Consider the following 21,238-nt stretch of genomic DNA (forward strand, 5'->3'; position numbering starts at 1 on the left):
GACAGATGCCACAAGCAACGCAAGCCGCAAGCAAGCGCGTGCTGGTTATCGATGACGACCAAGGCGTGCGCGAATCGCTCACCATGCTTTTCGAGCACTACGGCTGGGAGGTTCTGGCGGTGGAATCGGGAGATATCGTTCTGGAGAGCCTGCGACCGATCGACTACCAACTCGCGGTGGTTGACCACCTGATGGAGGGGGCTGATGGGGTGGAAGTCATCCGGGAGCTCAAAAACATTTCCACGGCCCCGGTTTTCATGCTGACGGGCTGCGTGGATCCAGCGATTCGAGAGGCGGCCGAACTGGTCGGGGCGGACCGCTATTTCTCCAAGCCCATCCAAGCATCGGAAATGATCGAGGCTCTGAAGGAGATCTCACGCTAGCTGCTCGCTCGGCGAGCTCGGTCGACGGTCCGCTGCCGCTTTCTACGGGTCCAGCAGGCCGAATCGGGTCTCTTCGGGAAACGTGAGGCCGAAGAGCTGCCCTAGGGCATCGAGACGCCCTTCCTCGCTTCGCAGGGTCTCTCGCGAGACCTCGCCATCCCAGCTCCGCTGGATGAGCTCGTTGTTGGAGATGATGATGCGCCCAGTTTCGGCGAGGCGGGCCACCAGGAGCGAGTTGCGGAAGCGAGCCTTCGGGTGGGTGAAGGAAAACCAGTTTCCCACTTCCAGATCGATCGGAGCCGCTTCGATCGGGGTGAAGCGATAGATATCCTGCCACCGCTCGCCCAATTGGATCTGGTGGGACAGGTCGCTTCCTGATTTGAGCAGTCGTCGTGGTTCGAAGGCCTGGTGCTGCACGCTGGTCGAGCTCAGCGAAATCGGTTCGACCAGTCCCACGCCGCCAAAGCCCACATCGGCCAGCTGAGGACCACGCTCGGTCTCCACGCGAAGAATCATGTGGCTCAAAGGGGGGACGGCCTGCGTGGGTTGCATCCAGAGCACGCGAGCGAGCATGGGGGTGACGGTGAAGCCGATCGCTCGCAACGCCGCGGCGAAGAGGCTGTTTTGCTCGAAGCAATATCCGCCACGTCCTTGCTCGACCAGTTTGCGTTGGATGGCGGGAAGTTCGATCGAGATTTCTCGGCCGAGCAGCACGTCCAGGTTTTCGAAGGGGATGGTGGATTCGTGCAGCCGGTGAAGGCGTTTGAGAAACGCCAGGCTCGGTTCCGGGCGTTCGCAGAGTCCGATGCGTCTTAGGTACGCGTCGAGGTCGATCGACGGACCGGCGGAGGGAGGGGGGGCAAGAGTGGGCATGATTAGATCGTCGGTTGTCGTGTGTAGAGAAGCGCTCCCGCGAATACCAGGGCAAGGGCCAGGAGGCGTTGAGTCGAGAGAGGGCTGGCTGGAAGGTGGAACCATGACAGGTGGCTGGCCAGGGCGCCGCAGATCAGTTGGCCGCAGATGACCCAGATCAGCGTGGAGCCGATTCCAAGCTTGGGCATGGCCCAGTAGACGGAGGAAAGGGCAGTGGCGCTGATGGCGCCGCCAAGCACCCACAAATGGCGAGGCGTTTCCAGCAGGGTGGAGCGTGAAGGGAAGGAGCTGGAGCGTATGGAGAGAAAGAGGGCGATGCAGACGAACCCCACGAGATAGACCGAGGCGCTGGCCAGCATCGGATTGCGCAGCCGTTGGCTGAGCTGTCCGCTGAGGGCGCTTTGGATGGAGATGGCGGCCCCTGCGAGCAGGCCGACGGCTGGTAGAAGAAACGTGTTCATGGGCGGAGCATAGCAGCGAGTCGTCGACGGCGCCTCAACATGGGTTGAGAGCGGGCGAAAAAAGCAGTTGGTTGGCGCAAGCTCGCCCCTCAATCGGCCTCGCGCTCTGTCAGCGACTTGCGAATACGACTCAGCTGGGTGGGGGTGACTCCGATGCGCGAGGCGATGTGGTGCAGCGGGATCCGGTGAGCGAGCTCGGGATACGTTTTGAGAAACGTCTGGTAGCGCGTTCGGGAGTCGGAGATGGCAAGCCCCACCTCGATCGGCTCCTTATCTAGCACCCAGTTCTTTTCCAGGTATTGGATGTGATACCACTTCAAGTCCTCGCGAGCTTCCAGGATGCGGCGATAGGCGGCATGATCGATTTCCAGAACCACGCTTGGCTCGAGCGTTTGCAGGGCAAACTCCGAAGGGCCTCCTCGGAGCAGGGTTCGGATGGAAGCCGGAAAGCTGTTTTCGGGGAAGAAGTGCTTGTTGTACTCCTTTCCGTCCTCCGAGAGGGTGAACGAACGGATCAGCCCGTGGCAGACGAAAAAGAGGTAGCGGCTCGGCTCTCCGATGCGCACGAGCAAGTCGCCCTTGTCGAATCGCCGTTCCCGGCATTGGCTGCGCAGGCGCGACCAGGTGTCGTCGCTGAGTTTGGCGTACCGCTCCATCGCGTCGCGCATGAGTTGGAGCTTGTGGTCGCTCATGAGCGGAAAGCTGTCTCGACGCGGCCTCCCTGGCAAGTCTCTGCTGCCGTCCGGGAATCGGAGAGCATTTGTTGCAGGGAGCGTTGCGTTTAGGTCCGCAGTGTAGTAGTCTCTAGGCCTCCGGGATCGCGGTGATCTCGGCGCAACTCAAAGGAGGTCGGCATGCAGGAAGTGGCTCACAACGTATCCGTTCGCAAGGAAGCGAACGGGAAGATTCTACTCGTTAGCATTTCAGGTAAGCTCGAGCGAGCGGACTATGAAATTTTCGTCCCGGAAATCGATGAGGAAGTGAAGCGGCATGGCCAGGTCCGTCTGCTGCTGGACTTCGCCGGCTTTCAAGGCATGACGGTAGGGGCGTTTTTCGAAGACGTGAAGTTCGCCATCACCCATTATCATGCGATCACCCGCATCGCCATGGTTGGCGACAAGAAATGGGAGCGCGTCATGGCAAGCCTCTGCAAGCCGTTCACGAAAGCGCAGATCTACTTCTACGACCTCTCCGATATGGATCTGGCCAAGGCTTGGCTCAGGGAAGGCACCTGATAAGGCGAGGCGAGCAGGGCTTTTCGGGCTCTCTTTTGCGCGTCGGTCGCGCAGAGATCGCTTGCGGCGTGAAGCGCCGCAGGGAATTAGGGTGTCATTGATAGGCATCCTAGGGATTCGTCTGATGGATTTCGAAAATCAGAGCCTACGTTTGTAGGCGGTTTTAGCGAAATCGAGAACGAACCTAGCCTGCGATTCTGTAAAATTGCTTCCCTTTGATCGGAATCCCGAAAGGTTCGCGGCCCTTTTTGATCAGAAATGATCCGCAGCTAGGCGCTATGCCGACTGGGGAAAACGATTAAGGTCACTTTTCCGGCATCAAATTGATCATTTGCGGCGAAATCGCTGTTCCAGCGCAGGGATTGACGCGATTGCGGAAGGGATAGGAGGTGATGGTTTCCGGAAGGACTTCCTGGAATGCGCAGATGAACGCGCTTTTTGGCACGGATTAAGCGCAGGAAGAGAGGCGTACAGGGAAAAGCTTTAGGATGTGCGAGGTAAGAACACTACGGGCAGGGGATGCTGAAACCAACTTTAGCGGTCGGTCTCGCATTGCGAGTAAAGACGTAAAATATTGCGGTTATAATGAGGGTATAAAAGTTTAAAAAATAAGGGTAAACACTCTGTTTTGGGTTTCTTAGGGTAAGTTCCTTTTGTTGAGGAATTTAGTTTATTTATAAGTGATATATCAGTCGCTTTGTGTAGTTTTTGCGTCATGGATTGAGACTTTCTAGTAAAAACGGCGAATAAAATAAGGGTAAACAATTAGCTAGTAAAAAGTTTATGATTTAGGGTTAAGAATTGTTTCATAAGATATTGGATCAGAGAGAATAGTGGAGGATAAGATAATCTCTAGAGTGCCCTGCTGGATTAAGGGTAAAGGCTTAAAAGGCGCTCAATTTATCCTATGAGGAATTCTCTGAGGAGGTGTTGTAAATGCACTATATAGTGAAAAGGAGATGTCTCATGGTTTGCTCGTGTCGAAGTAGTTGTTAATTTTATTGCCATGATTAGTAAGTTTAAATTTCTAGTGAATCCGCTTAGTGAAGAACTCTCTTTGTGATCAGCCGCCTTACCAGCGGATGTGAGCGAGAGGGGAGGCAGGAATCCAACATTGTATCAACTATGGCTCATTCATCTCGCTCTGGAGGGCGGAGCTTGCGCAAGCTCCTAATCCGAATGACATTATTATGCGCGCTGGTGCTCGGCATCATGTCCTACCAGGTGCAAGACGCGGAGTCAGCGCCGCCTGGCGATTTCGCGGTCGAGGTCGTCCTATCGGATCTGGAGCAACCGATGAGCATGCGGTTTCTCCCGGATGGCCGATTGCTGCTTCTTCTCAAGCGGGGTGAGATTCTGATCGCGGACGTGACGGGCGAGGGGCCGGCGACATTCGCGACCTACATGGACCTGAGCGATCCGTCGCATGCGGCGGGCCTTGTTTCCACTCAGGAGCGAGGGGTTATCGATATCGCCCTCGATCCGAATTTCCCCACGGATCCTTACATCTACATTTTCTACACCCCGGCGTCCGGGCCGAACGGTCCGAGGTCCCGCGTTTCGCGGTTCGCGCACGTGGAGAATTCTGGCGGTTTGACGAGCCGTGGCAATCCAGCGTCCGAACTGATGCTGTGGCAGGATACGCACGGCTACGACTCCTGTTGCCACTTTGGTGGCGGCTTGGACTTTGGCCCTGATGGAAACCTGTGGCTTTCCACTGGCGACCACTTCCAAGGGTCTTACGCTGAAAGCCTCGAAGCTGGAGGTGGCAAGATTCATCGCTTCGGCAAGGACGGCTCCATTCCAGAGGACAATCCGTTTGTGGATGGGCCAGGTGGGGCAGTCGACACGATCGTCGCCTATGGTCTGCGAAATCCCTTCCGGTCCCGTTGGGATTTGGAGACCAACCGCTACTACATTGGCGAGGTTGGAGGCAACACTCAGACTACTGCTTGGGAGGATCTGCATGTTATCCAATGGGATCCGGAATCCAATCAGATCGTGGACGACGACTACGGAACCGCTGAGGACAATTTCGTTTTCGACGGCATCAATTTCGGGTGGCCGACCGTGGAAGGCCTCCCGCCGCACAATGACTGGCCGGGAGCGAACATCGATCGAATCGCGGGCGAGCCAATTTTCGCTTGGCGGCACGCTGGCCAGACCTCGGCGATCAATGGCGGGGTGGTTTATCGTGGTTCCAACTTTCCTGAAAAGTACGTGGGCGCGTATTTCTATGCGGATTCGACACGAGACTTTGTGCGCTATCTTCTTTTCAACGAGGACGGTTCGATCTCGCCGAACCCCGACCCTGCGCCGATTGACGGCCAGAACCCTGACACGATCAGTTATCCGTTCGATCTCAGCCCGGTGGGCCGTATCGTGAGCTTGGAGGTCGGGCCCGACGGTGCTCTTTATTACGTTAGCTTCACTGATTCCGGTGGTGCCTATGGGGAGGCGAACCCATCTGTATTGGGATCGTTGAGACGCTACATCTACGATGGCGTGGATCCGCGACCGGTGATCGATCTCTTTGAAGCGGATTACGACGAGGGGTCCTCTCCGCTCGATGTCACCTTCCAGGTGCAGTCCCATGACCCTGAAGGGGAGGGTATCAGCTACCGCATCGATTTCGGGGACGGGACTTCGACGCAGTTTGCTGCCTTGCAGAACAACAATCTGATAACCATCAATCACACGTATGAAGACGATGGCGTGTACACGGCGACCTTGTACGTGACCGATGGCGGTTTGACCGAATCCAGGCTCAAGAAGGTGACGGTGGGTAATGCTCCGGTCATTCAAAGCATCTCGGCTACAAACAACCGGGAGGGAGCTGACGATAGCATGTTCCAGTTCGGTGATGTCTTCACCTTCTCCGCGGAGGCTATCGACGTCGAAGATGGAGTCATGGGTCCGGAAGCCTTCGTGTGGGAAATAACGTTTGTTCGCCCGGGGAACTTGCACCCGACTCAGGGGCCTGACGAAGGCGTTTCCTCGATCGATTTTTCCATCCCGTCTCAAGGCCAAGGCTTTAGCGGTCCGGTCTATTACGAAGCCAGAGTGACGGTCACGGATTCCAGCGGATTGTCGACTCAAGCGACCATCGACGTGTATCCGGAAAAGGCGAACATCATCGTCGATTCCTCGCCGAGCAAAACGGTGGTGCAGATTAACGGAAACACCGCGGTCGAAACGCTCCATATATTGGATACGTTGGTGAACTGGGATCACATCATATCCGTTCCGGATACGCGATGCATCAACGGAATCGAGTACGCGTTCAGCAATTGGTCGGACGGATCGACCGATAATCCTCTCCACATCATCATGCCCGATGAGGACCTTCATTTGACCGCCTTCTACGTGCCGGTGGGTGACTGCTTGGGCGTGCCCGAGGAAGGCCTGAAGCTTCATCTTGCGAGCGACAAGGGCGTGACGCTCGATGGCGACGCGGTGGATACCTGGCTCGACCAGAGCGAGAATATCAATCTCTTCCAGGCGCAGGGACAGCCGACATTCGTGTCTGGTGGAGTCAACGGCGAGAATTACATCCACTTCGACGGCGTTGATGACGTGTTGGCCACGGAAGGTCTGATCGGGCTGCCGATGGGGGCTGAGGATCGGACCATGATAATGGTCGCTCGCTACAACGGAACAGCTCCCGGAGGCGGTTGGGCTGGAGCGGCCTACGGGTCTCCAAAGCTCAATAGCGTGTTTGGCACGACTTTGTCTGCCGATGGAAGCTTGGGCGTGCAAGGTTGGGGCAGCGCGAACGACGTTCTTACCGATCCGCCGGTGAATGGAGTCGGTAGTTGGAAAGTGCATACAGCGACGTATTCCAATGGAGTGCTCACTCAGTATGTGGATGGCGAGCCCGCTGGAACGGCCAACCATGTCTTCGCCACAGCGGGCGGCAAGATGCGAATCGGCGAGGAGATCGACGGCAATAAGAACCTCGATATGGATGTCGCTGAGATCATCGTATACAATCGGGCCCTGGATCCGGTCGAGCAAACCCAGGCTGAAGACTACTACAAGGAGAGGTATTTGGGCATCGCGTCGAACCAAGCGCCTGTGGTCGGCATCACCAGCCCTCTGAACGAGACCAGTTACGAGGAAGGAAGCCTCATCACCTTCGAAGGGGCGGCTAACGACTTGGAGGATGGAGATCTCGCCGAAGAGATCGTCTGGAGTTCGGACTTGGACGGAGCGTTGGGACGCGGAGCCACCATCGCGGTGGACTCGCTTCGATACGGTACTCACGAAATCACCGCTTCAGTCTCGGATTCTGGAGGCAATTTGGGCGAGGAGAGCATTACGGTCTACGTCATACCCAACTTCGGTGTCCTGCCTCTTGAGGGGCTGGTCGTGCAGCTTGAATCGGATCAAAATGTCGGTATGCTCTCTCCGGATGACGCGACTGTCGCAACCTGGTTGGATCAATCCGGACTAGGAAATGATTTGGATGCTACGGGAAATCCGCAGTTCATCAGCTCCGCGACGCCTGCTGGTTTGCCAGCGATCGCCTTCGACGGAGTGGGAGACAGCTTGGAGCGGGTGAATGCGACCGATCCGCTCGGAGGTCTGCCCCTTGGAAACAACGACAGAACCGTGTATACGGTTGTCAAATACAAGAGCGGAACTGGGTCCGGTGGCGTGACCTATGGAAGAGGGCGGAGCAATGAAGCGTTCGGAGTGGGCGTCTCGGCCTACGACGGCAACCTGTTCGTGCAGGGCTGGGGAAATGTGCACGACTTCCCGTCGAATGAACCTGGCTTCGGAGCTGGATGGCTCATTCAGGGAGCGGTGCTGGAAGCGGGGGTAGCGACCCATTACGTCGATGGCGCGGAAGTCGGAGCTTTCGTTCACAACTACAACACTCGAAGCGGCAAGCTGATCATAGGCGAAGAGATCGCGGAATATGGATACATCGAAATGGAAACCGCTGCTGTGCTCATCTACAATAGAGCGCTGTCGGAGTTGGAGCGGGCCGAGCTGGAAAGCTACCTTTTCAAGAAGTACTTCGAAGAAGCGGGTTCCAACTCGGAACCAACGGTGCAAATCACCTCGCCCACCGAGGGACAGCGGTTTCTGGATACAGATACCATCACCTTGACCGCGACAGCCACCGATGCTGAGGATGGCGATCTCTCCTCCGAGATCATCTGGGTTTCCAGCATCGATGGGGAACTTGCTAGCGGCGCCAGCGCGGAAGTCGCCCTCAGTCTCGGCGCCCACGAAATCACCGCTGCCACGGCTGATAGCGGTGGACTCGCGGGTGATGCCAAGGTTTCGGTGCTGGTCACTTCGGAATCTGTCCAGAACCTCGTGTTGGAGGGACTGGCCCTCCGTTTGGAGTCGGATCTCGGGGTTGAGACGGATGTCGATGAAACGATAATCTCCTGGTCCGACCAGACGGCCCGAGGCAATGATGTGTTTGGCCGAGGCGGACCGACGCTGCAGCTGGATGCCACACCGTCCGGAATGCCTTCGATCGAGCTCGATGGAGTCGGTCAGAAGCTTGAACGTATCAACAGCGCGAATACGATAAGCGGGCTCCCGGTCGGTTCGGCCAATCGTACGATCTTTCTGGTGGGCCGCTATGATGGCGGATCCGCTTGGGGTGGCGCTTCCTATGGAACTGGAAAGTCGAATCAGGCTTTCGGCTTAGGAACGAAGCAGGGAACTGGTGAATTGTTTCTGCAAGGATGGGGAACGAAAAACGACCTCCTCTCCACAACGCCAGCCTATGGGGCCGGTTGGTTGATTCATAGCGCCATCGTCGATTCCGGAAATGCCGCGCACTATCTCAACGGCGAAATGCTTGGGCAGTTCCAGCACAATTACGCCACGGTTCTGTCGGAGCTGACTATTGGAGAGGAAATCGCAGGCTATGGATACATCGATATGGGCGTAGCCGCCCTGCTGATCTACAACAGAGCTCTCAGCGAAGAGGAGCGCTTGGCGGTCGAAGACTACCTTTTTGTGAAGTACCTTGATCCTTACAGGGGAGGCGAGCCTTCGCAGGTGACCATCGAGCAACCCTCCGATGGAGCGAACTTCGATGCAGGTGAAGCGGTTACGTTTGTTGGCACCGCCAGCGACATCGATCAAAGCGATCTGTCGGAGAGCATCGTTTGGAGTTCGGATCTCGATGGAGAGCTCGGGTCGGGAGCATCGATAGAGGTCGCTTCTTTGAGTCAGGGGCAGCATGTCATCACTGCGAGTGTGATCGACTCCAGCGAGTTGGAGGCGTCTGACACGATTGCTATCGAGGTGCTTCCTGGCGTTTCTCCGAGCGAGCCGTTGTCCCTGTTCAACCAGCAGGATTTGAGCGGTTTCGACCTCGTTTATTCGGAATCGATCACGCCGGATCCGAGCACCCTCTTCGAGGTAGTGGATGGTCAGCTCGCCGTTTCTGGAGATGGATTTGGCGGGTTGGTAACCCAAGGCGCGTATCGCGATTACGTGGCCGTTCTCGAATTTAAATGGGGAGAAAACACCTTTGGCAACAAAGTGGGGAAAGCGAGGCACGCTGGCCTAGTCCTGCACAGTGTAGCTCCTGATCCGGAGTCACCTAATCCGCTGCAGGTTGGAACCATGATCCAGATTCTTGAAGGAAGTCTTGGAGACATTTTCTCGATGGCGGGGACGGGAGTCTCTCCATCGCTGGCGGCATTTGTTTCTCAGGTCGCGTGTATCGAAAACAACTGGAATTGCTACGATGGTATCGTGTGGGATTCGAACGGCGCCTTGCAGACGTTCGCGGATGGCAAAGACGTTATCCACTGGAGCGGCTGGGATCCCAACTGGCAGGACGTCACCGGCTATCGGGGGCAAAACGACGTCGAGCGTCCCGAGGGCGACTGGAATCAAATGGTCGTCGTTGCGGACGGAGACCTGCTCCAAATCTTTGTGAACGGGATCAAGGTCAATGAAGCCATGTCGGTCGATCCGATGTTCGGAAAGCTTCAACTCGCGGTGATCCGAGCTGAGTACCACGTGAAGCGGTTCGACCTGCTCCCGCTGGGTGGAGCCCCTGGACCGCTGATCACTCAATCGGAGATTCCAAGCGGTCAAGTTTCCCTGCCTTACGCCCACGCCTTGAATGCGGTGGACCTGGCGTCCCTGAGTGGATGGAGCGTGGTCGCTGGATCCCTGCCTGATGGAATTGATCTTGATACGACCACTGGCGAGCTAAGTGGCACGCCCACGAGCGCGGGAAGTTTTTCCTTCACCGTAGAAGTGGTTGATGAAAATGGGGCCACGGATCGAGCAGACTACACTTTGGTCGTCGATGAGTTGGACTCCTCGCTGCTGACCGACGGTCTGGTGCTCAGACTGGAGGCCGACGCTAGCGTGCAATACAGCGGAGGCGCCAAGGTGAGCGCTTGGACGGATCAATCCGGAAACGGAAACGATCTCTACGGCTACGGCGATCCCACAATCCTCTTCGGAGCGACCCCTTCCAATCGCGCTGCGGTATCCTTTGACGGAGCGGGCGATAAGCTGGAGCGCAGTCTCGCGGACGGCGCTATCCAGGGGCTACCGGTCGGCAACGCCGACAGAACCGTGTTCATGTTGGCTCGCTATCGCGGCGGCTCGGCTTGGGCGGGATTCGCGTATGGAGAAGGCAGCCCCAACAAGGCTTTCGGACTGCTGGCGAAGCAGAAGACCGGCGAGCTTGTGCTGACTGGCTGGGGGCTTGAAAACGACCTGATCTCCAGCTCGGTGGGTTATGGCAACGCTTGGCTGATTCATACCGGCATGGTGGATTCGGGCATCGCCACTCACTATCGCGATGGAGCCCAAATCGGACAGTTCGCCCATGTATACGATACTGGCGTGGGCGAGATCGTCATTGGCGAGGAAATCGCGAACTACGGTTTCGTCGATATGGATGTGGCAGCGTTGCTGGTCTACGACCGGGCTCTTTCGCTGTCCGAACGCGTGCAGGTTGAAAGCTATTTGCAGGAAACCTATCTCTCGTCGCAGCCTGGAAACACCGCTCCGACGCTGGACATTTCGAGTCCGGCGGACGGAAGCTCGGTCGACGAAGACGTCCAGATCAACTTCGCCGCCACGGCCTCTGATTTGGAAGACGGTGACTTGTCGGCTAGCATCGAATGGGTCTCCGACTTGGACGGCCCGATCGGTACGGGGGCTTCGATCGCCACCAGCTTGAGCGTCGGCCAGCATGTCGTGAGCGCGACTGTCAGCGACTCGGGAGGTCTGCCGGCGTTTGATGCGGTGGGCGTGCAAGTCAATGCGGTCATCGAGGGCAACCTCATCACCGAGGGGCTTGTGCTTCGTCTGGAAGCGGATGATTCGATCGTCACGAGCTTTGCCGATAATGTTGCTGTTTGGCAGGATCAATCCGGTCAAGGCAATCACCTGACCGCTTACGGGGCTCCGCAGATTCTTGTCGATGCCACACCTGCGGGCGGTGTCGCCATCTCTTTGGACGGCGAAGGCGACAAGCTGGAACGCTTGGTTTCGGAATCCATCACAGGACTTCCGGCGGGTGCGAGCGATCGCTCGATGTTCCTCGTGGCTCGCTACCGTCCGGGAAGCGCCTGGGCTGGAGCGACCTATGGCCAAGGCTCGGGCAACCATTCCTTCGGACTTATCACGAAACTTCCGGCAGGGGAGCTCGTGCTGCAGGGATGGGGAACGCCGAACGACCTGATCTCGAAGACCCGAGTCTTCGGCGCTGGCTGGCTTGTGCACGCGGGCATCGTGGATTCGAATGTGGGAAGCCACTTCAAGGACGGCCAGCTTCTGGGACAATGGAACCACACCTACGACACCATCATCGAGGAAATTGTCATTGGCGAAGAAATCGCCGGTTTCGGCTTCGCTGATATGGATGTAGCCGCGCTGCTCGTGTACGATCGAGCCCTGTCGGAGGTCGAGCGTCAAGAAGTGGAGCTGTATCTATCGAATAAATACATGACTGCTTCGACGAGCAACGAGTCGCCCCAGCTTCTGGTGACGTCTCCGCTCGATGGCAATTCCTATCCCACCACGCAACCATTGACGCTTTCTGTGGTGTCGAGCGATGCTGAGGACGGGGACCTGTCCGCGCTCACGGTCTGGTATTCGGATGTGGATGGATTCCTTGGTGTCGGCGCTTCGATAGAGTCGACCCTCTCGGCCGGATCGCACGTGATCTACGCGACCGTGATGGATGCTTTGGGAGTACCTGTTTGGGATACGGTATCCATAACGGTCGAGGAACCTGACGAGACTCCTACCGTCACGATCACAAGCCCGACCACCGGTGCCCAGTTCTTCGATACGGATACTGTCACGATTTCCGGAACCGCTTCGGATCCGGAAGATGGAGATTTGACGAGCTCGATCGTTTGGACCTCGAGCATCGACGGGGCGTTGGGATCTGGAGCCAGTGTAGATGTAGGGCTTTCGATCGGCTCCCACTTGATCGAAGCCACTGTCACGGATGGAGCCGGCTCCGAGGCAAGCGATACGATCACCATTGAGATCGTTGACGAGCCGAACTCCGCGCCGACGGTCAGCATCGCATCGCCAGCGAATGGCGCCTCATTCAGCGAAGGAGATCAGGTCACGCTGAGCGCGACCGCCTCCGATGCGGAGGATGGAAACCTTTCCTCGGCGGTGACTTGGGCGTCTGACCGGGACGGAGCTCTCGGCGTAGGAGCGACTCTGTCCGTCAGCAGCCTATCCGTTGGCACGCATGTCATATCCGCCTCGGTGAAGGACTCGGAGTCGGTGGAAGCCAGCGACTCGGTAACGGTGAGCGTCGCCGAGTTGGTCAATGAGCCGCCAGTCCTGACTATCCAAAGTCCGGCTTCAGGTTCAGCAGTTGCCGCTGGGCAGAGCATGACCTTCACCGCCACTGCGCAAGACCCTGAGGACGGAAACATAGCTGGAGCTATCGTTTGGAGCTCTTCAAAGGACGGCGCCTTCGGAACGGGCGCTTCGGTTTCCGTGTCGCTTTCCGCCGGGACGCACACCATCACGGCGTCGGTCACCGATTCGGGTGGGGAGTACGATGATGCCAGCCTGAGCTTCACGGTGGTGAGTGGTGGATCGCTCGTTTCGTCTGGACTCGTGCTGCGATTGGAGACCGACATGTCGCCCTCCACCATTAGCATCGCCTCCGGCACCACGATATCAGGTTGGGCGGATAGTTCGGGCATGGGCAACAACCTTGTTGCATCCGGCAATCCGACCGTTGCGCTCAGTCTAACTCCGTCGGGCAGCCCTGCTCTTCAGCTGGATGGCGTCGGTGACAAGCTATCTCGGGTAGGCGGCGTGACCGGCCTGCCGGCAGGAAACGCCAACCGTACCGTCATCGTGCTCGCTCGCTACCGGGATGCGGACACCACTGCCGGAGTCGCATATGGTTTCGGCGCCGAGAACCAGACTTATGGGCTCGCGGTCGATCCCAGAAACGGCGCCCTGACGGTGCAAGGCTGGGGAGGCGCGAACGATTCCGTGAGCGGAACGAACGTTTTCAACACGGGATGGCTGGTACATTCAGGCGTCCACGAATCGGGAACCACCAAGCACTATAAGGACGGCGTCGTAATCGACACTTTTGATCATAGTTTCGCGACAGTGGTGAATCGAATCGTCATCGGCGCGGAGATTGCTGATAACGGCTATGTAGACATGGATATAGCCGCAGTGCTCATCTACAATAGAGCGCTCTCTCAGGCAGAGAGAATCCAGGTGGAAATGTATTTGTCAGGCAAATACTTCTAATGGAACTGATCCAATCGGGATTTATCGGAATGTCCGCATAAAGTATCTAATCAGTGAATACGTACGTATCTCAAATGATCTCTTGTAAAAAAACAATGAACGAAGTCGTTTCGACAGTTTGACCGGTCGGAAGGACTCGAGGCGGCATTCTGTTGCCGGCCGCATCGAGTCCGCGGACTTCAGGAATTTCCAACTCTTGTATGTGATATGAGCTCCTATCAGAATCTATCAAAACCCAGTAGGCGAGGTAGCCCTCTGTTCTACTTGTTACTCATCCCAGACCTTTTGCTGTACGGTCTGGCCATGCTGCTGGCCTTTCAGATTCGGTTCGGCTTTGGCTATGAATGGTTCCCGGTGACGGGCCCACGAAACGAATTCAGCGAGTACTTGCCGCATTTTCTTGTGGGCGTGGTCGTCTTCATGTACCTCGCCAGTTCCCAAAAGCTCTACGAGCCGGAGAACATGTTTCGCATCGGACAGTCGGTTCGAAAGGTTCTGAAGGTGAGCGTGCTCTGGGGGATAATCGTGCTGGGCATCGTGCTGTTCGTGAAGCTCGAGCCAACCATCTCGCGCATGTTCTGCCTGGTGAGCGTCTTCTGTCTCGCGGTGCTGCTTAGCTGTTCTCGTCTGGCGCTGCTGGTCTCGCTTCTCTTTTCCAGGGAGTGGCTTGCGAGCCATTTCCAGAAGCGCATGGCAGTGGTCGGCTGCGGCCCCGAAGCGATGAAGTTCATGTCGAAGATCAATTCGAACACGACTTCGCTGTATCGCGCGGTGGGAGCGATCAAGACGGGTTCCAAGAGCTGCTACTGCGCCGGTTGCAAAGCCTGTCTGGGTTCGATAACTCAGGATCTGGACCGATTGATCGATCGTTACGATATCGAGGCGATCATGATAGCGGATCCGAGCATGACATCGGACGAAATCATGCGCGTCGCCAAGGTTTGCGAGCGCAGGTTCGTCGATTTTCAGATGCTGCCAAACTTCTTCGAAGTATTCACGAGTTGCCTACAGCTCAAAAACATCGAGGGGCAGCCGGTCATGGGATTGTCGGAAATGCCGCAGAACAGAATCCTAGCCCGCATCGCCAAGCGGAGTCTCGACATCATGGGCTCGCTGATTGGCCTGATGATTTCGATACCGATCTATTGCGTTCTCATTCCGCTGATCAAGACGGAGTCTCCCGGGCCAGTTTTCTACAAGCAGACTCGAGTCGGGCAGAAGGGACGTCACTTCACGATCTACAAGCTCCGCTCCATGCGCACTGACGCCGAAAAGGATGGCAAGGTCGGCTGGAGCACGCAGAACGATTCGCGCCGCACGCGCGTCGGCGAATTCATGCGCAAGTGGAACCTGGATGAAATCCCGCAATTCTGGAACGTCTTCATTGGCGACATGAGCCTGGTCGGTCCTCGGCCGGAGCGTCCCGAGCTTATCGAAAGCTTCCAGTATCAGATTCCTTACTACCAGAGCCGACATGCCGTGAAGCCTGGCATGACAGGCTGGGCCCAGGTGCATGGATTGCGTGGCGATACGAGCATCGAGGACCGCATCCGGCACGATTTGCAATACATCGAAAACTGGAGCCCCTGGCTGGATGTCGTTATTCAGATTCGAACCTTCTTCAACTACAAGGGAGCTGCCTAGCGGCAGATCCCGCCGCGTCCGCTTCCCAAAGCTTCTAGACGTTTCGAAACGTGAGCTCGCACCCCATATGATTATGAAAAAAGCGCCTTCAACTGTATCCGAATCACTATTACGAAAATCCGCTTGGACGGATCCGAATCGAGTCGATGACCTGGCGAAGAAACCTGCCGTAGGCTGGCGGGGTGGGCTCAAGCTTTTTACGCTTGCGTTCGTTTCATTGTCCGGCGTTGCCGCGCTTGAGGGCGCTTTGAAAATTGGGAGCGACGCGGTGCTGACGACGGAGGTGCAGGGGGTAGCGGAGTATCACTCTAACGTATTTCGCCGCGACAAAGGGTTGGAGGTCATTTTGCCTGTAGAAGATGATTGGATACGCGAAGGGCGAGTCCGCTTCAATTTGAGCAACGACACGGAGGAGAGCGCGGGGCAAGCCAGGTTGACGAGCGGCGTTCGCCAGCTGTGGTTTTCCGAAAACAGCCAGCTCGATACGGCACTGTTCGATATCGAAGGTTTGATTGGTTACGAAGGGGCGAGGGTTCGCAGCTCTCTCTCTTCCTTCTATGTTGAGAACTCGCTTCCGGACGAAGACTTGAGGGATGACACGGGCTTGCTTGATCGGTCCAACTTCAAGGTCAACTGGGATACGACCTATCAGATGACGGGGGCGTCCATCTTCAAGTTCAGAGCGGACTACTCCGATATTACGTACGAGGATCCGCCGAACCGGGACTTCAACGATCGGAGCTCCTACGGGGTGAATACCAAGCTGCTCTTCGACGCGACTTCCAGGTTCAATGTCGGGCTGGGCGGGAAAGCCCGCTGGTATTCCGTGGACATCGGCAGCGACTGGGAGGACGCGGCCATGTTTCTCAGCGTGGAAGCGGATGTTGCGGCTGACTTCGAACTGGAAGCGAACCTGGGCTACGGCTCGCAGAGCTTCGACATGATTGGCATCGAATCCAAGGATAGCGTCTTCGCGGCGATTTCCGCCAAATGGAATCCGACGGCCGATACCGATTTGGGAGTGGGCTTCGAAAAGGACTTCGATTCAGGCGGCACCGGCAACGCTCTCGAGTATTCCAGGGCGGAAGGCTTCTGGCGCTGGCGCGTCAGCAACGCCCTGACGGTCGACACCAGAGCGATCTATCTCGAGCGCTCCTATCAAGCCAACGAGCGCGAAGACAACATATTGCGGACGACGGCGGCTTTGAGATGGGACGGAGAAGGACAATGGTTTGGCGAGTTTCGGCTCAGCTACGATGAAAACGACTCAAGCATCTTGGGTTTCTCGTACGAGGATTTCGTGACCAGACTCATGGCGGGCTATCGATGGTAGCGTGTTTGATCCTAAGAAATATATAAAAAGAGGGAGAAAGGAAATGAATAATGCTAGCAAAAGCTTACGAATCGCAGCGATAGCGATAGCGTGCGTTCTGTTTGGAGCGACGATTGCCTTTTCGCAGACGAAAAACTATAAATTGTTTTCGGGGGATATATTGAGGTTCACTGTATACATGGAGCCGGATATCACCACCGAAGCGCGAATCGAAACCGATGGCACGTTTATGTTGCCATTCGTGGGAAAGGTCGATGCCGCGGGCAAGACCCTGAGCGAATTGCAGGAGTCTCTATATGTGAAGTACGATGGCGACTATTTTATAAATCCTCAGATCAATCTGAGAATTATAGAATACGCCCAGCGCACGGTGCAAGTGCATGGCCAGGTCGGGAATCCGGGACTGGTGGCGATCGCTCCCGATGCGGAACTGACCTTGATGCAGGCTATCGCGGAAGCAGGGGGGTTCACCAGAAGGGCGGAAGAGCGAAAGGTGCAGATCACGCGCGATGGCGAGATCGTAAATCGGCTGTTTCGCCTGAATCCTGACTCGCTGGCCAAGCAGGACATGGATAGCAGCGATGCTCAGTTCAAACTGCAGCCCGGCGACATCGTGTTCGTGCCGGAATCGCTTTTCTAACCCGAGGGGATGCTTGATTGAAAATGAATCAACAATACCAACTGGATCAAAACGGGCAGGAGCGTGTGGCGGAGCATTGCCAAGACTGGTACTGCGTCAGGACCAAGGTGGGGCAGGAGATGCTCGCGGTTTCCTGCCTGCGCAAGGAGGCAGGTCTGGAAGCGTTTTCTCCGCGCATCCGCTACAAGCGGGTGACGCGTTCCGGGAAGCGCTCGGTGGTGAAATCGCTGTTTCCCGGCTACCTCTTCGTACTCTGCTCGCTGAGAGAAAGCTTTCGCCATGTGCTGTCGAGAAAGGGAGTCGTGGAGTTCGTGCGTTTCGGCGGTCGAATTCCCACCTTGCCGGATACCTGCATCGAGGAGCTGAGAAACGCCTACGCCCATTGGGATGACGTGCTGACAGTCGAGCGGGGAACCCTGCTCAAGGGCGACTACGTCGAGATCGTTGACGGCGCCTTCCTTGGTATGGGAGCCGTGGTGCGCGAGTACCTGCCGGAGTCGGACCGGGTGAAGATCCTGATCGACCTGCTGGGTCGCGAGGTTCCGGTATCGGTTCCTTATACGGACGTGAAGAAAACGGGATGAAGCGACGGGACGGTCAGGTCGCGCGTTTGCCGATGACATTGTTGTCTCCATCGGCCTCGCTGTCCAGCAGGGGAGCCTGGGGCTTGCCGGAGAGACTGGCGCTCAAAATGGCTTTGCCGGTGTTTTCGATAACTTGAACCGCTCTGTCGTCCCAGTACTCGGCCATGTCGAAATCCTTCACATTCGTTACATCCAGATCGGGAAACCCGTGCTTCGCGAGCCATCGCTTCACGTGGCCAACCCCTTCCTCGCTGCAGGCGCGCGCGGTGAAGATCTTCACCCGAAAGCCTTTGTCGATCCACTCCATGACGCGCTCTTTCATTCGCGGTACGGGCGGGCCGATGTGCTCCATGCCGCGCCATCCGTGGTACTCGGCGAGCGTGCCGTCTAGATCCACCCCGATCCAGCCGCGCTTCCTCCGCTTGTCTGGTTGGGAGACGCTTTGGGGCTGGGCGGGCTTTGGGCTGGTGAAGAGCCTTTTGATGATGTTCTTCATGTTGTATGGAAAGATATATAAGGATATGACCCAGTGCGAGGATGAAATTTTACGGGAGAAAGCTTTGATGAACAATTATGATAAAACGAAAGGAGAGGCGTTTGTCATCTTTTCCATTACGCGATGATGGCTTAGAGCCTGTCGTGTGTGGAATATGATAAATGCTGATTGATTAGGCGGCTGGGCGCCACTAGCTTTTGCCGCATAGAAATATTCTCGTTTGTCGCGTGAAGCGTTGGAGCTTCGCGGTTCGCTGGCAAGCGATTTGCTACAAATATATAATTCGAAACTCATTTGGCGACTGCCCATTCAAGAAGGAATGGCGCCAAAAATGGCGGTAGCGTGTCTATATCGGACAAAAGGTCGCATTTCCCGCCGGCGACTTCCGAATGGCGACGAGTCGATGAGTCCTGCGGGATGTCGACCAAGACGAATACGGCCTGAGCCGATCGATGGGTTTTAACAATCTAACTAACTAACTAAGCGTATGTCCAACTTTGAACAGAGAGATCGATTTGATTCCAGCGATCGCAATCCGGCAGGAGCCAACGGAAACGGGTCCTATCCCTATGGCGCCTCGCGTTCGGCGGGTCAGCCGAGCTATTCGTCCAGCTCGCGCAAAGGGACCTCCAAGGACCTAACCATGGTCGATCTGATCAATCAGATACGAAACATGTTCGCCATCCTGCGGCGTCGGTTCTTCGCCGGCCTTTTCGTCGCGGCTATCGTGGCGGTGGGTCTAGGCTCCTTTTTGCTCAGAGAGCCGCCTGAGCAGACCGCGATGACCACCATTCTCGCTCAGAGCACCTTCGATGAGGTGCTGAACAGAGCGAACGTGGCGACCGGCGGGAAGGACGACGATCAGGAGATGTTCCTCATCAATCAGCTTTCCTTTCTGAAAAGTCGCCGATTCGCCGACATGGCGGCCAACGAATTCACCGAGGAGGAGAAGAAGCAGTTGCTGACCCCTTATCTGGAGCAGGGCGAGACGTTCACGGAAACGGGATTCCGTAATCTGGTGGGCTCCAAAATGGGCGCTGACCGCGAGCGCGATCGGGAGCTGTTCATCATCTCGTTCCGGCATCGCGATCCTGAACTGGCGAAGCTGGCAACGGATCGCATCGCCTCCAAGTTCGTCAGCTTCCTGCAAAACGAGACCAAGAACGCGAACCGGGAAGCGGCCCAGAGCTTGACCCGTCAGGCTGAGACGTTGGAGGAGGAGATCTCGTCCATCAACGAGAAGATCAGGGCCTACAAGCTGGAGAAGAAGATCACTTCGATCGAAGACACCACCGAGCTCCTGCAGGAGCGTTTGGCCTACATCGAAAAGAGCCAGACCCAAGCGTCCATCGAACGCGCGACCATCGAAACCCAGCTCGCGGGAGCCAAGGTCGCGATGGAAAACAGCCAGACGCCATTCGCGAATCCGACCCTGGCGAGCTACGGAAACAACGAAGAGCTTCGCAAGAAGCGCGTGGACCTGATGGTGGAAAAGAAGGCGCTTTCGTCACGTTACGGTCCGAAGCATCCGGCGATGATCGAACTGACTAACGAGATCGAAGGATTGTCCGAGGCGATTCAGGAAAACTTCGCCTTGGCCTACGAGGAACTGGAAAGCCAATACGATATGGCCCTCAAGCAGGAAGCGAAGCTGCGTAAAGAGCTGGATCGCAGCTTCAGCGAAAGCCAGGAGATCGACGCCCTCGCCGACCGTATCCGCCGCTTGGAGGAAGAGGCCAGAGCCAAGGCCTTGGCCCTCGCCGAGGTTTCCCAGAGAGCCAGCATGGCGGATGTAAACAGCTCGCTGCCTGCTGATGTCATGCGGGTCATCGACTCCGCCTATATCGACAGCCCCTTCCTTTCGGAATACAAGCTTAACATCATCTTTGTATCCGGTTGTTCACTACTAGCACTTTTCGCGGTGCCGTTGACGCTTCATTGCTTCGACGACAAGCTGAAAAGCGCTACGGACGTCGAAGTGGAGCTGGACCAGGACTTGATAGGCGGCGTGCCCAAACTGTCGCGTACGCGAAAGAAGGACCGTCCTCACGTGGTGAGGGATCGAGTCGACCCCTCCAAGGTGGAGCCATTCATGTCGACCATCGTTCAAATGGAGCTGCTTTCTTCTCAGGAGAGCTCGTCGCGCACCTTTGTGGTGACAAGCACCATTCCGGGCGAAGGCAAATCCACCATAGCTTCGAACATTGCTTCCGGCTTCACTCAGCTGGGACGTAAAACGCTCTTGATCGACTGCGATCTCAGGCGTCCGAGCCAGCATTTGATGAACGGCATCGACAGCAAGCGCGGTCTCGTCTACTGGTCGAACGCTGGCTATTCTCTGGAGCAGGACCTGTTTAGCGTCGACTCGCCGCTCGGTATCCACGCATTGGATGACGGCACTCATTTGCTGCCCAGTGGCGGCTCCTGCGTGCACCCGACTAAAATACTGGTATCCGCTCATTTCGGACGCCTCTTCGACGCCCTACGCGAGCACTACGATGTCATCATCGTGGATACGCCACCTGCGGGACTCTTTCCGGATTCGTTGATCGTTTCTCAGCAGCCGGGCGAGACCTTGCTCGTCGCTCGGGAGGAAAAGGCCAAGTTGCCTAAGATTCGCCGAGTGATAACCGATATCAACAAGACCAACGCTCCTCTTCTTGGAATGGTGCTCAACGCGTTCTCAGCCTCGAGCTTGAATGCTCGCGTCGCTGATAAATACACGTATCGAGATTACGGATATAAGATGAAGAAGGGCAAGCGACCCAAGACCAAGGGCCGTCGTGTGCCAGTGGCGTGAGTCACAAACGAAGTGCCGGACTCTCGGCTGGGTA

13 protein-coding genes are annotated in these 21,238 nt (G+C 56.6%); 8 read left to right on the plus strand and 5 right to left on the minus strand.

What is annotated here, in order from left to right; genetic code table 11:
* The first annotated feature begins 5 nt into the window (after positions 1–5).
* Positions 6–383 carry a response regulator gene (locus QEH54_RS11190; RefSeq protein ID WP_309018761.1) on the plus strand — a complete coding sequence of 126 codons (378 nt, stop codon included), beginning with the start codon at positions 6–8 and terminating at the stop codon, positions 381–383.
* Positions 384–425: 42 nt separating this feature from the next.
* Here the strand turns inward: QEH54_RS11190 and QEH54_RS11195 are convergent, their stop codons facing one another.
* The 3 genes from QEH54_RS11195 to QEH54_RS11205 form a co-directional block, all read right to left on the minus strand.
* On the minus strand, positions 426–1,256 hold the full coding sequence (locus QEH54_RS11195; protein WP_309018762.1) for an arylamine N-acetyltransferase: 831 nt from the start codon (positions 1,254–1,256) through the stop codon (positions 426–428).
* A gap of 2 nt (positions 1,257–1,258) precedes the next feature.
* Entirely contained in the window at positions 1,259–1,717 is a 459-nt protein-coding gene (locus QEH54_RS11200; RefSeq protein ID WP_309018763.1) for a DMT family transporter, read from the minus strand.
* Between the two features lie 89 nt (positions 1,718–1,806).
* Entirely contained in the window at positions 1,807–2,409 is a 603-nt protein-coding gene (locus tag QEH54_RS11205) for a cyclic nucleotide-binding domain-containing protein (RefSeq protein WP_309018764.1), read from the minus strand.
* Positions 2,410–2,571: 162 nt separating this feature from the next.
* Here QEH54_RS11205 and QEH54_RS11210 point away from each other — a divergent pair, with 162 nt between their 5' ends.
* Positions 2,572–2,952, plus strand: a complete 381-nt coding sequence (locus QEH54_RS11210; RefSeq protein ID WP_309018765.1) for an STAS/SEC14 domain-containing protein — start codon at positions 2,572–2,574, stop codon at positions 2,950–2,952.
* A 304-nt stretch (positions 2,953–3,256) separates the two neighbouring features.
* Here QEH54_RS11210 and QEH54_RS11215 read toward each other — a convergent pair whose 3' ends face one another.
* Positions 3,257–3,397: a hypothetical protein gene (locus tag QEH54_RS11215; RefSeq protein WP_309018766.1), complete on the minus strand. Its 141-nt coding sequence runs from the start codon at positions 3,395–3,397 to the stop codon at positions 3,257–3,259.
* Between the two features lie 734 nt (positions 3,398–4,131).
* Here QEH54_RS11215 and QEH54_RS11220 point away from each other — a divergent pair.
* The 5 genes from QEH54_RS11220 to QEH54_RS11240 all read left to right on the plus strand — a co-directional run bounded on the left by QEH54_RS11220 (position 4,132) and on the right by QEH54_RS11240 (position 17,908).
* Positions 4,132–13,707 (plus strand): PQQ-dependent sugar dehydrogenase, encoded by a 9,576-nt coding sequence (locus QEH54_RS11220; protein WP_309018767.1) that lies wholly within the window; start codon positions 4,132–4,134, stop codon positions 13,705–13,707.
* A 264-nt stretch (positions 13,708–13,971) separates the two neighbouring features.
* The gene (locus QEH54_RS11225; protein ID WP_309018768.1) at positions 13,972–15,351 is read left to right on the plus strand and encodes a sugar transferase; all 1,380 of its coding nucleotides are present in this window, start codon (positions 13,972–13,974) and stop codon (positions 15,349–15,351) included.
* A 73-nt stretch (positions 15,352–15,424) separates the two neighbouring features.
* Positions 15,425–16,684 carry an outer membrane beta-barrel protein gene (locus QEH54_RS11230; RefSeq protein ID WP_309018769.1) on the plus strand — a complete coding sequence of 420 codons (1,260 nt, stop codon included), beginning with the start codon at positions 15,425–15,427 and terminating at the stop codon, positions 16,682–16,684.
* Between the two features lie 43 nt (positions 16,685–16,727).
* Positions 16,728–17,324, plus strand: a complete 597-nt coding sequence (locus QEH54_RS11235; protein ID WP_309018770.1) for a polysaccharide biosynthesis/export family protein — start codon at positions 16,728–16,730, stop codon at positions 17,322–17,324.
* Between the two features lie 23 nt (positions 17,325–17,347).
* On the plus strand, positions 17,348–17,908 hold the full coding sequence (locus QEH54_RS11240) for a transcription termination/antitermination NusG family protein (RefSeq protein ID WP_309018771.1): 561 nt from the start codon (positions 17,348–17,350) through the stop codon (positions 17,906–17,908).
* A 13-nt stretch (positions 17,909–17,921) separates the two neighbouring features.
* Here the strand turns inward: QEH54_RS11240 and QEH54_RS11245 are convergent, their stop codons facing one another.
* On the minus strand, positions 17,922–18,404 hold the full coding sequence (locus QEH54_RS11245; protein ID WP_309018772.1) for a hypothetical protein: 483 nt from the start codon (positions 18,402–18,404) through the stop codon (positions 17,922–17,924).
* A 487-nt stretch (positions 18,405–18,891) separates the two neighbouring features.
* Here QEH54_RS11245 and QEH54_RS11250 point away from each other — a divergent pair, with 487 nt between their 5' ends.
* Positions 18,892–21,204, plus strand: a complete 2,313-nt coding sequence (locus QEH54_RS11250; RefSeq protein ID WP_309018773.1) for a polysaccharide biosynthesis tyrosine autokinase — start codon at positions 18,892–18,894, stop codon at positions 21,202–21,204.
* Positions 21,205–21,238: the final 34 nt, after the last annotated feature.

The organism is Pelagicoccus sp. SDUM812003, assembly GCF_031127815.1.
Lineage (GTDB): Bacteria > Verrucomicrobiota > Verrucomicrobiia > Opitutales > Opitutaceae > Pelagicoccus.

Bases quoted from the DNA above. Each gene is read 5' to 3' on its own strand.
- QEH54_RS11190 (WP_309018761.1), top strand. From the start codon at position 6: ATGCCACAAGCAACGCAAGCCGCAAGCAAGCGCGTGCTGGTTATCGAT.
- QEH54_RS11195 (WP_309018762.1), bottom strand. From the start codon at position 1,256: ATGCCCACTCTTGCCCCCCCTCCCTCCGCCGGTCCGTCGATCGACCTC.
- QEH54_RS11200 (WP_309018763.1), bottom strand. From the start codon at position 1,717: ATGAACACGTTTCTTCTACCAGCCGTCGGCCTGCTCGCAGGGGCCGCC.
- QEH54_RS11205 (WP_309018764.1), bottom strand. From the start codon at position 2,409: ATGAGCGACCACAAGCTCCAACTCATGCGCGACGCGATGGAGCGGTAC.
- QEH54_RS11210 (WP_309018765.1), top strand. From the start codon at position 2,572: ATGCAGGAAGTGGCTCACAACGTATCCGTTCGCAAGGAAGCGAACGGG.
- QEH54_RS11220 (WP_309018767.1), top strand. From the start codon at position 4,132: ATGACATTATTATGCGCGCTGGTGCTCGGCATCATGTCCTACCAGGTG.
- QEH54_RS11230 (WP_309018769.1), top strand. From the start codon at position 15,425: ATGAAAAAAGCGCCTTCAACTGTATCCGAATCACTATTACGAAAATCC.
- QEH54_RS11235 (WP_309018770.1), top strand. From the start codon at position 16,728: ATGAATAATGCTAGCAAAAGCTTACGAATCGCAGCGATAGCGATAGCG.
- QEH54_RS11240 (WP_309018771.1), top strand. From the start codon at position 17,348: ATGAATCAACAATACCAACTGGATCAAAACGGGCAGGAGCGTGTGGCG.
- QEH54_RS11245 (WP_309018772.1), bottom strand. From the start codon at position 18,404: ATGAAGAACATCATCAAAAGGCTCTTCACCAGCCCAAAGCCCGCCCAG.
- QEH54_RS11250 (WP_309018773.1), top strand. From the start codon at position 18,892: ATGTCCAACTTTGAACAGAGAGATCGATTTGATTCCAGCGATCGCAAT.